This window comes from Janthinobacterium sp. GW822-FHT07H11 (assembly GCF_058798615.1).
Genome location: NZ_CM179507.1, coordinates 2,456,108 through 2,469,838, shown reverse-complemented (window position 1 = coordinate 2,469,838; position 13,731 = coordinate 2,456,108). Strand labels below are relative to the sequence as shown.

General features: G+C 65.9%; 13 protein-coding genes and 2 tRNA genes. 12 read left to right on the top strand and 3 right to left on the bottom strand.

All coding sequences use genetic code 11. From position 1 onward, the window contains the following. Nucleotides 1-22 precede the first annotated feature (22 nt). The 5 genes from AC3RCJ_RS11055 to AC3RCJ_RS11035 all read left to right on the top strand — a co-directional run bounded on the left by AC3RCJ_RS11055 (nucleotide 23) and on the right by AC3RCJ_RS11035 (nucleotide 2,756). Complete coding sequence (locus tag AC3RCJ_RS11055; RefSeq protein WP_034755039.1) at nucleotides 23-232, top strand: hypothetical protein; 210 nt, start codon at nucleotides 23-25, stop codon at nucleotides 230-232. A 60-nt stretch (nucleotides 233-292) separates the two neighbouring features. After that, nucleotides 293-1,150: a hypothetical protein gene (locus AC3RCJ_RS11050; protein WP_492963989.1), complete on the top strand. Its 858-nt coding sequence runs from the start codon at nucleotides 293-295 to the stop codon at nucleotides 1,148-1,150. Nucleotides 1,151-1,234: 84 nt separating this feature from the next. Further along, complete coding sequence (locus tag AC3RCJ_RS11045; RefSeq protein ID WP_492963988.1) at nucleotides 1,235-2,413, top strand: methyltransferase; 1,179 nt, start codon at nucleotides 1,235-1,237, stop codon at nucleotides 2,411-2,413. 46 nt (nucleotides 2,414-2,459) lie between these two features. After that, nucleotides 2,460-2,536, top strand: a tRNA-Met gene (locus AC3RCJ_RS11040). Nucleotides 2,537-2,679: 143 nt separating this feature from the next. Next, nucleotides 2,680-2,756: transfer RNA gene (locus tag AC3RCJ_RS11035), tRNA-Met, on the top strand. 71 nt (nucleotides 2,757-2,827) lie between these two features. On the opposite strand, the gene AC3RCJ_RS11030 is transcribed toward AC3RCJ_RS11035, so the two are convergent. Next, a complete protein-coding gene (locus AC3RCJ_RS11030; protein ID WP_492964933.1) occupies nucleotides 2,828-3,394 on the bottom strand; it encodes a hypothetical protein in 567 nt (188 codons plus the stop codon). A gap of 142 nt (nucleotides 3,395-3,536) precedes the next feature. Between AC3RCJ_RS11030 and AC3RCJ_RS11025 the strand changes: the two genes are divergently transcribed. The 7 genes from AC3RCJ_RS11025 to dbpA all read left to right on the top strand — a co-directional run bounded on the left by AC3RCJ_RS11025 (nucleotide 3,537) and on the right by dbpA (nucleotide 11,745). Further along, nucleotides 3,537-3,701 carry a hypothetical protein gene (locus AC3RCJ_RS11025; RefSeq protein ID WP_492965525.1) on the top strand — a complete coding sequence of 55 codons (165 nt, stop codon included), beginning with the start codon at nucleotides 3,537-3,539 and terminating at the stop codon, nucleotides 3,699-3,701. Nucleotides 3,702-3,715: 14 nt separating this feature from the next. After that, nucleotides 3,716-4,234 (top strand): sigma-70 family RNA polymerase sigma factor, encoded by a 519-nt coding sequence (locus AC3RCJ_RS11020; protein WP_492964932.1) that lies wholly within the window; start codon nucleotides 3,716-3,718, stop codon nucleotides 4,232-4,234. Between the two features lies 1 nt (nucleotide 4,235). Next, nucleotides 4,236-5,255, top strand: a complete 1,020-nt coding sequence (locus tag AC3RCJ_RS11015) for a FecR domain-containing protein (protein WP_492964931.1) — start codon at nucleotides 4,236-4,238, stop codon at nucleotides 5,253-5,255. 89 nt (nucleotides 5,256-5,344) lie between these two features. Then, nucleotides 5,345-7,840, top strand: a complete 2,496-nt coding sequence (locus tag AC3RCJ_RS11010) for a TonB-dependent siderophore receptor (protein WP_492964930.1) — start codon at nucleotides 5,345-5,347, stop codon at nucleotides 7,838-7,840. A 128-nt stretch (nucleotides 7,841-7,968) separates the two neighbouring features. Further along, nucleotides 7,969-9,633, top strand: coding sequence for an acid phosphatase (locus AC3RCJ_RS11005; protein ID WP_492964929.1), 1,665 nt, complete (start codon nucleotides 7,969-7,971; stop codon nucleotides 9,631-9,633). Nucleotides 9,634-9,961: 328 nt separating this feature from the next. Further along, complete coding sequence (locus AC3RCJ_RS11000; protein WP_492964928.1) at nucleotides 9,962-10,198, top strand: hypothetical protein; 237 nt, start codon at nucleotides 9,962-9,964, stop codon at nucleotides 10,196-10,198. A 122-nt stretch (nucleotides 10,199-10,320) separates the two neighbouring features. After that, nucleotides 10,321-11,745 carry an ATP-dependent RNA helicase DbpA gene (dbpA, locus tag AC3RCJ_RS10995; RefSeq protein ID WP_492964927.1) on the top strand — a complete coding sequence of 475 codons (1,425 nt, stop codon included), beginning with the start codon at nucleotides 10,321-10,323 and terminating at the stop codon, nucleotides 11,743-11,745. On the opposite strand, the gene AC3RCJ_RS10990 is transcribed toward dbpA, so the two are convergent. Both AC3RCJ_RS10990 and cysS read right to left on the bottom strand, forming a co-directional pair. Continuing rightward, entirely contained in the window at nucleotides 11,732-12,304 is a 573-nt protein-coding gene (locus tag AC3RCJ_RS10990) for a hypothetical protein (protein WP_492964926.1), read from the bottom strand. The genes dbpA and AC3RCJ_RS10990 overlap by 14 nt on opposite strands. Next, nucleotides 12,301-13,683 carry a cysteine--tRNA ligase gene (gene cysS / locus AC3RCJ_RS10985; RefSeq protein WP_492964925.1) on the bottom strand — a complete coding sequence of 461 codons (1,383 nt, stop codon included), beginning with the start codon at nucleotides 13,681-13,683 and terminating at the stop codon, nucleotides 12,301-12,303. Before cysS ends, AC3RCJ_RS10990 begins: the two co-directional genes overlap by 4 nt. Nucleotides 13,684-13,731: the final 48 nt, after the last annotated feature.

Sequence of the window (13,731 nt, the reverse complement as noted above, 5' to 3'; positions counted from 1 at the left end):
CCGCAACAGTTCAAGGAAGCCCATGAAAGCCGCCCGCAGCCTCACCTTCAAATGCGTCAAATGTCACAAATCCATGCAGGTCTACCTGCAGAAAGTCTCCGCCTGCTCGCATATCCAGCCGTATCAGGGCATTTGCGCGTGCGGCGAACTGAAGCGTCACGCCACGGGACAGGCCGATGCCGTCAAGTCCTACCTGGAATCGGCCGACGGTAGCTGGTCGCACCACCACTAATGGTTAAAGTCCGCGGCGCGGCTGCCGTTAATTAGGCACGCCGCCCTTTTGGAACCGACCATGCCACAGCTTCCCGCCCTCGTCCCCGGCTCACGCCAACACGCCAGCAACACCCTGGCGGGCCAGCCATCGCCCAGGACAGGCGGCAATGCCGCCGGCCTGGCAGCGTCGCCGCTGATGCAGCGCAGCGCGCAAGACGTGGTCGCCCTGTCAAGAAATGGCCTGGATTTGTCGGCCCGGGGACTCGACCAACGCACGGATGCGCTGGGCAACGCCACGCTGGACGCGGCGCAGGATTTTCTCTCCACCATGGCGCGCAAGATGTTCGGCGACGGCGCCAGCATCGCCTTCGACAGCGTCGACCTGCAGGCCGGCGCCAGTTTCAGCGGCGCTGCGGCCAGCGTCTCGGGCGCCGGCGGCAGCAGCCATGCCGCCGCCTTCAGCCTCGATGAAAACGCCCACTTCACCGGCAAGGGCAAGATCACCACGGCCGACGGCCAGAGCTTCGACTTCGAAGTCGAGGTGCGGTATCAATCGAACATCAGCGCCGGCGCCATGCAGCAAACGCCGGCCGACACGCCGCCCGCCGATGGCGGCGACGCCGCTGCCATGCCGGCCAGGCAGATGCCCGCCATCGATTTCGCGGGCGGCTTGAACGACCTGTTCAAGCTGCTGGGCCAGCAGCTGCGCAGCAGCATTTACAGCAGCGATGGCGCCAGCGCCAGCAGCAATGACGGCAATCAGGCGGGCCAGCTGACCTTGCGCCTGCTCAAGCTGGTCCAGCCCCCCAGGACGGCCCAGGCCGACAAGCAAACGGGCACGCAAGCGGACCAGGAAGCGCAGGCGCGCGCCCGCGCGCTGGCGCAGGCGTATGGCGCCGCCGATGCGCCGCCCGCGACGACGGGCCAGAGTGCCTGATACGCTGCCGGACAGACACGTATAATAGAAGACGGCCTGCGCAGGCGATCATGCCGCGCGCCCACCTTCTTTCGATTGAAACCCATGTCCGACACTTCTTCACATACCGCCCATCCGCAGATCCACTGGAACGAAAACGGCGCCGAGCATTCGGCCCGCTGGCGCTCGGAAAGCGGCATGCCGCCGCCCAAGCGCGTCGTCATCGCCGACGACCGCACGACGGCAGACCAGGCCTACCGCCTGGCCTGCGAAGGCACGGCCATGCTGTGGCGCGGCGACTTCCAGAACGCGCGCCAGCTGCTGCAGGCGCTGGCGCGACGCGCCGACCACAAGACCGACAAACCAGGCAAAAAGGCCAAGGCCGCCAAATTGGCGAAACCCGAACCATCGGCCACGCAAGCCTTCCATTTGCACCGCCAGGCGCAGTCGCAGCGCGCCCGCACCCTGGCCATGCTGCTGCTGCCTTTCGATGCCGACTACACGATCCCGCTGCGCCGCGCGCCGGACGTGAAACTGGCCTGCAATGAAGCATATGGCCGTGGCGAAGAAGCGTTCGTCGCCTCGCTGCGCGAACTGCTGGGCCTGATCGGCGCGCATGAATGGCGCCGCACGGGCGTGGAACTGCCGGCCCTGGGCCAGCGCATCCATCCGCACTACGGCGTGTTCGCGCCCATCCGCGGCGAGTACGTGGGCCTGGTGGCGGAAGCGCCCCTGCCCGCCCGCGCCAAGCTGGCCTTCGACATCGGCACCGGCACGGGCGTGCTGGCCGCCGTGCTGGCGCAGCGCGGCATCGAGCGCATCGTCGCCACCGACCAGGACCCGCGCGCCCTGTCCTGCGCGCGCGAAAACCTGGCCCGCCTCGACTTGATCGACAAGGTCGAGGTGGTGCAGGCCGACCTGTTCCCCGCCGGCCGCGCCCCGCTGGTCGTGTGCAATCCGCCATGGCTGCCCGCGCGCCCCAGCTCGCCCATCGAATATGCCGTCTACGATCCGGACAGCCGCATGCTGCGCGGCTTCCTCGCCGGCCTGGCGGAACACCTGGAGGCAAACGGCGAAGGCTGGCTGATTCTGTCGGACCTGGCCGAGCACCTGGGCCTGCGCCCGCGCGCGCAATTGCTCGAATGGATACAGCAGGCGGGCTTGAAGGTCGTCGACCGCCTGGACGTGAAGCCCACGCACCCGCGCGCGCAGGACGCCACGGACAGCCTGCACGCGGCCCGCTCGCAGGAAATCACCTCGCTGTGGCGCCTCGCGGCGGCGTAATCGAGTCAGCCATTGCGCATTGCAGCAAACCCCGCTATAATTCGCCTGCGGGGTGGAGCAGTCTGGCAGCTCGTCGGGCTCATAACCCGAAGGTCACAGGTTCAAATCCTGTCCCCGCAACCAATATATGAAAGCCGCTGATTCTTGCAAAGGAGTCAGCGGCTTTTTCCATGGCGGCGCCATATCCCGATGCCCCCGCGCGCACCCAAAAACCCTCCGCTTCCATCCGCTCTTTCGCATTGCAGCAAACTGGTATATAATTCGCCTGCGGGGTGGAGCAGTCTGGCAGCTCGTCGGGCTCATAACCCGAAGGTCACAGGTTCAAATCCTGTCCCCGCAACCAATACATGAAAACCGCCGATTCCCGCAAGGGACTCGGCGGTTTTTTCATTCCAGCCCTGGTTTCGCCTGCGCTCACGCCGTGACGCTGGCCCTGATCTGCCTGGCCGCCGCATGCAGGCTGGCCGCCACCCTTTCCAGCTTGTCGGCGCCCGCCGTTTCAGCCAGGGCGGCAAACGCGCTGATATGAAACGTGGCCACCATGGCCGGCGACACTTCCAGTTCCAGCGCCGTCTTGCTCAGCTCCGTCGACGCCTCGAGGTAAGGCGCGCTGCCCGCCTCGAAAGCCTGCTTCGTTTCCAGCAATTCCTGCCCACCCTCGGCCTTGGCCAGGCAGGCATCGACCTTTTGCTCGAAGGCTGGCAGGGTGTCGCGCACGGGCCCGGGTTCAGGCACCGCCTCGGTCTCGGGCTGCGCTGGCGCGGGAGCGGCTGGCGCCGGCTTGTCCGCCATCGGCAGGTCGCGCAAAGTCAGCCAGCGCTCGACGGCCAGAAAATCGGCAAACGGCTCGGCCACCTTGGGATTCATCAGCCAGACCTCGCCCGTGCGCCAGTCTATCCGGGCGCCGCGCTCATTTCTCGCCAGCAAAATATCCTTGCCGCCATCGGCATTCGACACGCGGCCGATGTCGAGCCAGTTCATCAATTCCGCCTGGCGCGACATCGCCTGCACCCGATGGAAGTAGGCCAACCATACAAATCTGGCGACCAGGAGAACCAGGGCACCGCCAACCATCCACATCATTTTTCGCTCCGCGCCACATCGACAGCCCGCATTTTCTCACATGAAAGCTTGCGCCAAGGAAACTTTCACATCTGCCGTGCGCAAGCGCAAATGCCTTGCCGCAGGCGGCCCGGACGCGCAGTCGCATTTCAACAACGCCGCCTTTTCCCCGGTTGCCTGGCGCGCGCCACTGCGCTATTATGAGAACAATTCTCATTTAGATTAAGACCGACTGTCCGCATGCTGTCCGCCCCTTCCCCGTCGTCCGATTTCCAGGCCCTGTATGCCGAGCACCATTCCTGGCTGCTGCACTGGCTGAAGCGGCGCCTGCACGATGCGGGGCTGGCCGGCGACCTGGCGCAGGATACCTTCATCAAGATTTTCCTTGCCCGCAACAGTGCCGGGATCGCGCAGCCACGCCCTTTCCTGGCCACCATCGCCAAGCGCCTGCTGGCCAATCACTGCCGGCGCGAAGCGCTCGAACGCGCCTACCTCGACGCCCTGCTGCACCAGCCGCAAGCGAGCACGCCGTCGCCGGAAGCGATGTCCCTCCTGCTCGAATCGCTGCAGCTGATCGACCGCGCGCTGGACCAGCTGTCCACCAAGGCCAGGGCCGCCTTCCTGCTGGCCCACCTGGACGGCATGACTTACGCCGAGATCGCCGCCGAACTGGGCACCACCACGCATTCCGTCAAAAAATACCTGAGCAAGGCCAATCTGCTGTGCTTTTTCGCCGTGCCCGATTTTGCCGCGCCCTGAGATGCGCGCCGCCACCGTCTACGCACAGGGCCAGCCCATCGATCTGGCCATCGCCATGCAGGCGGCCGAATGGCTGACCACCCTGATGAGCGGCGACGCCACCCCCGTGGAAAAAACGGCCTGGCAGCAGTGGCGCCAGGCGCACCCCGACCATGAGCGGGCGTGGAAGCACATCGAAAGCGTCAGCGGCGGCTTGCGCGAACTCGATGGGCCAGCCAGCCGCCAGGCGCTGCTGCAAAGTCCCATCTCACGTTCCATCTCGCGGCGCGGCAGCCTGCGGCTGCTGGCGTGGGTATCGGCCATCGGCCTCACGGGCTGGTTCGGCACGCGCTCGGAATATGCGCCCGAGATGGCCCGCGCCGCGCTGGCCGACCTGTCCACCGGCGTGGGCGAACGCCGCGAACTGGCCCTGGCCGACGGTACCCGCCTGCATTTGAACAGCGGCAGCGCCGTGAACATCCGCTTTACGGACAAGCAGCGGATGCTGCAACTGGTGCGGGGCGAAGTCTTCATCGCCACCGCGCGCGAAACGGGCATGCCCTACCGCCCCTTCCTCGTCGAAACGGCGCATGGCCACGCGCAGGCGCTGGGCACGCGCTACTCGGTGCGCCAGGCCGAGGACAGCACCCTGGTCGCCGTCGAGGAAGGCGCCGTGCGGCTGATGCCGCGCCATGGGGATGCCAATCTGGTGCTCCAGGCGGGCCAGGGCGGCGGCATGACCGCGCAGAGCATCGTACCCGCGCACGCCGTCTCGCCCGATATCTGGGCCTGGCGCCAGGGCTTGCTGCTGGCCGACGCCATGCTGCTACGCGACTTCCTGCATGAATTGAGCCGCTACCGCCATGGCTGGCTGGGCTGCGACGACGCGGTGGCCGGGCTGCGCATCTCCGGCGTCTTCCCGCTCGACGATGCGCAAGCCGTCCTGCTGTCGCTGCCCGAATCCCTGCCCGTCGACATCCGCCTGCGCACGCGCTACTGGGTGCAGGTGGAGGCGCGCCAGAAGCGCCGACCGGGCATTTGACGTCCGCCGCAAAAAACCTTACCCGTTTTCGATGCTCGCGTGACCTGTGTAGGCAACGTTCTTTTTGACGACTACACCACAAGGTAACCATGTCTCCAGTTATGTCTTCCCGTCCGCGCATCAAGCGCATGGCCTACGCCATTGAACTCGTCTTCCTCGGCGCGGCCCTGCTGCTGAACGTGCCGGCTCCCGCCATGGCACAGGACAGCGCGGCAGCGCCAGCGGCCAGCCTCGATTTCCAGGTGCCGGCCGGCGACCTGGCGGCGGCGCTGCGCCAGGTCGCCAGCCAGTCCAGGGTCATCCTCAGCTTTACGCCGGAGCAAACGCGCGGCAAGACGACGGCGGGACTCGCGGGCCACCACGACGTGCAGGCGGCGCTGAGCGGCGTGCTGCGCGGCACGGGACTGAAGGCCGAGCGCAGCGCCAACGGCAGCTATGCCTTGCGCGCGGCCGACGCCGCAGCGGGCGGCGAGACGCTGTCGATGATGCCGGAAGTGTCGGTCAAGGCGCAGCAGGATGCCACCGAAGGCTCGGGCGCGTATGTCTCCACCCTGCCCGTTTCCACGGCCACGCCGCTGGGCCTGTCCGTGAAGGAAACGCCGCAGTCGGTCAGCGTCATCACGCAGCAACGCATGCATGACCAGGGCTTGAACACCATCGCGCAAGTGATGGCGCAAACGCCGGGCATCACCCTGTTCTCGCTGGGCAGCGAACGCTCCGGCTTTACCTCGCGCGGCTATGCCATCACCAACTACCAGCTCGATGGCGTCAGCACCCATTCGGAAAACCTGGGCCTCAATGCGATACCGTCGCAAAGCCTGGCCGACATGGCGCTGTACGACCGCATCGAAGTGCTGCGCGGCGCCTCGGGCCTGATGACGGGCGCGGGCGACGCCTCGGGCGCCATCAACATGGTGCGCAAGAAGCCGACGGCGCAGTTCCAGGCCTCTGTCGAAGGCGAGCTGGCCTCCCACGATGAGCGCCGCGTCCTGGCCGACATCGGCGGCCCGCTGAACCAGGCAGGCACCCTGCGCGGCCGCCTGGTGACGGTCTATGAAGACGCCGACAGCATCATCGACGGCTACAGCCACGACAAGAAAGTCGTGTATGGCGTGGTCGAGGCGGACCTGTCCCGCGACACGAAGCTGACGGCCGGCGTCACGCACCAGCGCAAGCGCTCGGACGGCTCCCTGTCCTACCTGGGCTTCCCCCTGTTCTACAGCAATGGCGCCATGACGGACCTGCCCCGCTCCTTCAGCCCGGCCGCCAGGTCGAACCGTTTCGGCAGCAATTCGACGGACCTCTTCGCCACCCTGGAGCACGCGCTGGCGAACGACTGGAAGCTGAAAATCTCGGCCAACCGCGTGCAATCGTCGCAGGAGGAGCGCTCCGTGTTCCTGAACGTGAGTGGCGGCTTTCCCGACCAGGCCACAGGCGATGGCCTGCGCATGAGCGCCGACTACCGCGATTACCAGCTCAGGGTCAACAGCGTGGACGTCAATGTGCGCGGACCGTTCAGCGCCTTCGGCCGCCAGCACGAGCTGGTGCTGGGCATGGACTACAACGAATTTCAAAGCACGACGGATGGCCGCTTCGACAAGAACATCCAGGGCCAGCCCGTCAACCTGTACCGCTGGAATCGCACGGCAACGCCCGTGTTTGGCGATACCTTCGTCACCTACGACAGCACGCGCCGCCAGGCCAGCGCATATGCCGCCACGCGCCTCAATCTTTCCGAGCGCCTGAAGCTGATCGCCGGCGCCAAGGTGCTGCGCTACAGCGAGAATTACATTTCCGACGCGCCTACCGTGCCGTTCTACAGCGCGTCGCCAGCCTCGGACAGCCGCGTCTTCACGCCGTACGGCGGCCTGGTGTTCGACATCGACGCCACGCACAGCGCCTATGCCAGCTACTCCACCATCTACCAGCCGCAAGCCTCGCAAGACCGCTATGGCAAGCTGCTGGCGCCGCGCGAAGGCAAGACCTATGAAGCGGGCATCAAGAGCGGCTGGCTCGATGGCCGCCTGAACACGGCCGCCGCGCTATACCTGATCCGCCAGAAAAACCTGGCTGAAACGGATCCGGGCTACACCCTGCCCGGCTCCAACGATCCGGCGTTCCGCACCATCAAGGGCGCAGATACCAAAGGCATCGACCTGGAAGCGACGGGCGCCCTGACGCCAAACTGGAATGTGTCGGCGTCGTGGTCGTACAGCCAGACGGAAAATGCGGATGGCAAGGCGATCCAGACCACCTTCCCGCGCCACCTGGTGAAACTGTGGACCACCTACCGGCTGCCCGGCGAGCTCAATCGCCTGACGGTGGGCGGCGGCGTGAACTGGCAAAGCCGCGTGTATTCCGACATCGACGCGTGGCAGATCAACAGTACCCTGCACTGGGAACAGAAGGCGTACTCGGTGGCCAGCCTGATGGCCCGCTACGATGTCAACGACAAGCTGTCGGCCACCGTCAACGTGGCCAACCTGTTCGACAAGCAGTACACGGCTTCGGTGTCGGACTGGTGGTACTCGGGCATGCATGGCCCGGCGCGCAAGGTGGCGCTGAGCGTGCGCTACCAGTTCTAGCGCCAGGACCAGGGCAAGGCTGAATATTTCACATTGCCGCAGGGCCGGTGATACAATTTTCCCGCTTCACGGGCGTTGCAGGCCATTGCCGCCAGCGCCCGTGCCCACAGAAACACCAAGGAGAATGTGTGAAGGACCTCGCCCCCGCCCTGCCAGCCGATCCGGCCGACCAACCCGCCAATCCCTCGCGCCGGCGCATTTTCCAGGCTGCTTCCGCAGTCGGCCTGGCCGCCAGCCTGCCGGCGCTGGCCGACGCCGCACCCGCCAAAAAGACCATCGCCAAGGGTTCGCTCGACGCGAAACTCAAGGCGCACGTCAAGAACGTGGTCGTGATCTACCTGGAAAACCGCAGCTTCAACAACCTGTTCGCCAACTTCCCCGGCACCAGCGCGCCCCTGTCCGCCGTTACGGCGGAACAGGCGCAGCAGATGGACCGCGACGGCAAGCCGCTGGCCACCCTGCCGAAGATCTGGGGCGGCCTGGTGCCGAACCAGCAGAATATCGGCGGCATCGATTACCTGATCAAGGAAGAGCAGATTGCCGGCCTGCCCAACGCGCCCTACAAATTGAGCGACGCGGCCGGCAAGCCCCTGCCAGAGAGCATCATCACGCGCGACCTCGTGCACCGCTTCTATAACAACCAGATGCAGATCAACGGCGGCAAGAACGATGGCTTCGCCGCGTGGGCCGACAGCGGCGGCCTGGTGATGGGCCACTACGGCGAAACGTCGAAAAACCTGAACCTGTGGCAGATCGCCGAGCAGTACACCTTGTGCGACAACTTCTTCATGGCGGCCTTCGGCGGCTCCTACATGAACCACCAGTTCCTCGTCACGGGCCGCGCCAACGAATACTTCAACGCTGCCGAGACGGCGGCGAAGAAAAAGATCGCCGTGCTGTCCGACGGGCCGCAAGGCGTGCGCCTGGCCATCTCGCCCGACTGCCCCGCCTCGGCGCTGGACGGCAAGCCGAAATACGTGAACGACGGCGCCATCACGCCGGACGGCTACGCCGTCAACACCATGGCGCCGCCGTATCAACCGAGCTACATCCGCCCCGCCTACGACGGCGACCCGCTGCACGCCGACCCGGCCGACGCGAACACCCTGCCGCCGCAAACCTACGACACCATCGGCGACCTGCTGTCGCGCAAGGGCGTCAGCTGGGCGTGGTATGGCGGCGGCTGGCAAGCGGCGCTCGACCACAAGGGCGGCGGCAGCAAGCCGAACTTCCAGTTCCACCACCAGCCGCTGAACTACTTCAAGCAGTTCGCCCCCGGCACGGCCGCGCGCGCCGAGCACCTGCGCGACGGCGGCACGGGTGACAGCCCGATCTCGAACAAATTCCTCGCCGCCGCCGTGGCAGGCAAGCTGCCGGCCGTGACCTTCTACAAGCCGCAGGGCAACCTGAACCTGCACGCCGGCTATTCGGATATCGAGTCGGGCGACCAGCACGTGGCCAACATCATCCAGCATCTGAAGGAATCGCCGCAGTGGAAGGACATGATCGTGGTGATCACGTTTGACGAAAACGGCGGCTGGTGGGACCACGTGGCGCCGCCAAAGGGCGACCGCTGGGGGCCGGGCACCCGCATTCCCGCCATCGTTGTCTCGCCGTACGCGAAAAAAGGCGCCGTCGACCACAGTTTCTACGACACGACGTCGATCCTGCGCCTGATCACGCGCCTGCACGACCTGCCCCTGCTCGAAGGCCTGAAAGTGCGCAACGATGCGTTTGCATCACGCGGTGCGCTGCCGCCGGGCGACTTGACGGGCGCCCTCAGCTTCCGCTAAACGCCATCCAAAACCTGCTGCGCGTCGCGATTTGCGGCCTGCGATGCTCACTGTGCTAAAGCACAGTTGCGCTTCTCAGCCACAACTCACTGCCGCTCGCTACGGTTTTGTCAGGCGTTATAAGCCACCCACGGTGCGGCACGCCTGTGATACACTGCGTGCCGCACTTAAATCCGCAGGACAAGTTTTCCTGAAGGTTATCCCAACCATGAGCCCGACTCCAGTAGCCGGGCTTTTGTTTTGTGGATGAAGTTAAAGCGTATTGACATAGGCGGGCAGCACCTTGCCCGCCCCTTGGCTTTCACAGGCCAGGGACAGAGGTTAGCAAATGAGAGATAAAAAAGACAACGCCACCATCGACTTGCCCGGTTTCGGCCCGCCGCCAGCGCCAGAGGCGCCAGAGCCGGCGCCGGAACCGCAGCGCCGCACGCGCGTGCGCAAGGTGGCCTTGAAACAGGTGCAGCTTGAATTGCTGGAGCCGACCGATGCCACGGGCTTGCCCGTGTGGACGCGCGACGCCGGCCTCGACCTGACCGGGTTGCCCATCTGGGCGCCCGATAATTAGTACCAGACCAAGTAACAACGCCGGCGGCCGTTTGCCGCCGGCTGCCACACCACCATCCGCACAAGGGCGTAGAACGCCTGTAGACTGTGCCCATCCACCCGCTTTTTACCGGCTACGCCCCTATGAACACCACATCCGCCACCACTTCTTTTTCCAGCCTGCCGCTGACGCCCGCCTTTTTGGCCAACCTGGATTCGCTCGGTTACCACGAGATGACCACCATCCAGGCGCAAAGCCTGCCGGCGGTGCTCGATGGCCGCGACCTGATCGCGCAAGCGAAAACGGGCAGCGGCAAGACGGCCGCCTTCGGCATCGGCATCCTGCACAAGCTCAATCCGGCCTGGTTCGCGGTGCAGGGCCTGGTGCTGTGCCCCACGCGCGAACTGGCCGACCAGGTGGCCAATGAATTGCGCCGCCTGGCCCGCGCGGCCGGCAACATCAAGATCCTGACCCTGACGGGCGGCGCGCCGATGCGCCCGCAAATCGCCTCGCTGGAGCACGGCGCCCACATCGTCGTCGGCACGCCGGGCCGTTTGCGCGACCACCTGGGCCGCGGCACCATCAACCTGAACCACGTGCAGACCCTGGTGCTCGATGAAGCGGACCGCATGACGGACATGGGCTTTTACGAGGAAATCGCCGGCATCGTCAGCGCCTGCCCGGCGCGCCGCCAGACCTTGCTGTTCTCGGCCACGTACCCGGAAGACATCCGCCGCGCCACGGCGTCGTTCCTCGTCAATCCGCTGGAAGTGACGGTCGAGGCGCAGCACGACAATGACAAGATCGAACAGCGCTTCTATGAAATCGGCTTCGACGAGCGCAACAGCGCCGTCGGCAAGCTGTTGAAGCACTTCAAGCCGGAATCCACGCTCGCCTTCTGCAACACCAAGGTGCATTGCCGCGAACTGGCCGAGGAACTGCGCCAGCAAGGCTTTTCCGCGCTGGCCCTGTACGGCGAACTGGAACAGCGCGAGCGCGATGAAATCCTCGTGCTGTTCGCCAACCGCAGCTGCTCCGTGCTGGTGGCCACCGACGTCGCCGCGCGCGGCCTCGATATCTCCGACCTGGGCGCCGTGATCAACGTCGACGTCTCGAAAGACACGGAAGTGCACATCCACCGCATCGGCCGCACGGGCCGGGGCAGCAAGAAGGGCCTGGCCCTGTCGCTGTGCGCGCCGAACGAGAAAAAATGGGTCAAGCTGATCGAGCAGTACCAGAACAGCGCCGCCGAATGGCACGAACTGAAGGAATTGGCGGAAGATGACGGGATCGAGGCGCTGCCGGCGCCGATGGTTACCCTGTGCATCATGGGCGGCAAGAAGGACAAGCTGCGCCCGGGCGACTTGCTGGGCGCATTGACGGGCGACGCCGGCCTGACGAAGGAACAAGTGGGCAAGATCAATGTGTTCGAGTTCATGACCTACGTGGCGCTGGACCGCAAGGTGGCCGAAGCGGCCTTCAAGCGCCTCAACGCCGGTAACTCCCTGGGCCGCGACTTCGGCAACATCAAGGGCCGCAGCTTCAAGATGCGCTTCATCGAGGCGTAAGCGCCACCTCGCCGCGCAGCGCCGCTATCACGCGGCAGGCCGGATATGCCTGCCGCTGCCGGTAGCGCGCCCGGTGATATTCATTCCAGTAGCTGATGGCGCGCTGCTCCAGCGTGGCGAACCAGGCCGGGTTTTCACCGGCCAGCCGCAGCGCCACGCCTTCATCCCATCCGCGCGCCCCCGCTGCGCGGGCCGCCTCGACGCGCAACACCACTGGCAGCACATAGTCGCCCAGCGCCTGCAGCACGAAGGGCATGGCCCATGGCGCGCCCCTCTCCAGCACGCCCTGAACGCAGCGCTCGCGCACATGGCCGTCATGGTGGCGCGTGCCCAGGCACAGCGCGATGAGTCCCGCATCCCCCTCTTGCGCGGCGCCGGCCAGCAGCGCGGCCGACGGGTAATACACGCGCACGGGCAACAGCAAGGCCTCGCCCGCCTGTACGACGCGGTAGCCGGCCGGCAGCCGCTCCGGCCTGCCCTGCGCCACCTGCGACGCGATGGCGCGCACGGCAGGCCGCAATGCGGCGGGAAAGCCCTGCTCTTCGGCATACGCCGTCATGACGCCCTCGCCCGCGCCAGCGGTCCCTGCGGCGTGTCGTCGATGTCGTAGCCGGCCTCGCGCACCAGCGCGCGCAGCGTGTCGGCGTCGTGCCAGCGCCGCTCCTCGCGCGCCGTCTCGCGCTGCGCCATCCACGCGCTCACCTGAGCGGGCACCGCCAGCGCGGCCGGCTGCCAGCGCATCAGGTCCAGGCCCAGCGCCGCGTCGAAGCGCGCCATAGTCGCCCTCTTCACGGCCGCCGGCAAATCGCTTTTCAGCATTTCCCAGGCCACGGCCAGCGCGCGCGGGAAATTCAGGTCATCGTTCAGCTGCGCCGCAAAGCGCGACAGCCATAACGGATCGGCATCGCCTCGCGCCTCGCCAAGGCCATGCACACCGGAGCGCAGGCGCGCCAGGCCGCTGGCGGCGGCGCGCAAGGCCCCGTCCGAGAAATTGAGGCTGCTGCGGTAATGGGCGCCCAGGCACAGGTAGCGGTAGGCCAGCGGATCGATGCCCTGGTCCAGCAGGCTTTGCAGGCGCAGGAAGTCGCCCGACGATTTCGACATCTTCGCGTCCTGCGTTTTCAGGAAAGCGCCGTGCAGCCAGAAATTCGCCAGCCGCGTGCCGTGCCGCGCCTCCGTCTGCGCAATCTCGTTGCTGTGGTGGACAGCCACATGGTCTTCGCCACCGCAATGGATGTCGAAATAGCTGCCCAGGTGCTTTTCCGCCATGGCCGAGCATTCGATATGCCAGCCCGGGAAGCCCAGGCCCCACGGGCTGTCCCACTCCATCTGCCGCTGTCCCGGCACGCCGCTGAACTTCCACAGCGCGAAGTCGCAGATGTCGCGTTTCTCGCCCAGTTCCACCCTTTTCCCCGCCTGCAGGCCGTCGCGCTTCAGGCGCGCCAGCTTGCCGTAACTGTCCTGGCGCGTGGTGTCGAAATAGATGCCGTCCTGCGTGCGGTAGGTGTAGCCCTTCGCTTCCAGGTCGGAGATGAACGCGATCTGTTCCGCGATGTGGTCCGTGGCGCGGCAGCAGACGGTGGGGGACAGGATATTGAGCTGGCACAAATCATCCTCGAACGCGCGCGTGAATTCGGCGGCCAGGTCCCAGGCGGACTTGCCGCTGCGGGCGCTCCTCGCCTCGATCTTGTCGTCGCCGCTGTCGGCGTCCGACGTCAGGTGGCCCACGTCGGTAATGTTCATCACGTGACGCACCTGCCAGCCGTTGAACTCCAGCGTGCGGCGCAGGCCGTCGACGAACAGATAGGTGCGCAGGTTGCCCAGGTGCGCGTAGTCATACACGGTGGGGCCGCAGGCATACAGGCCGGCCTTGCCTTCTTCGATGGCTTCAAAGGGCCGCAGGCTGCGGCTGTAGGTGTCGTATAGATGCAGTGACATGCTGTTCTGGTTTCTCCTGGCGGTGCGGAAAAAGAAAATGGCCACAGG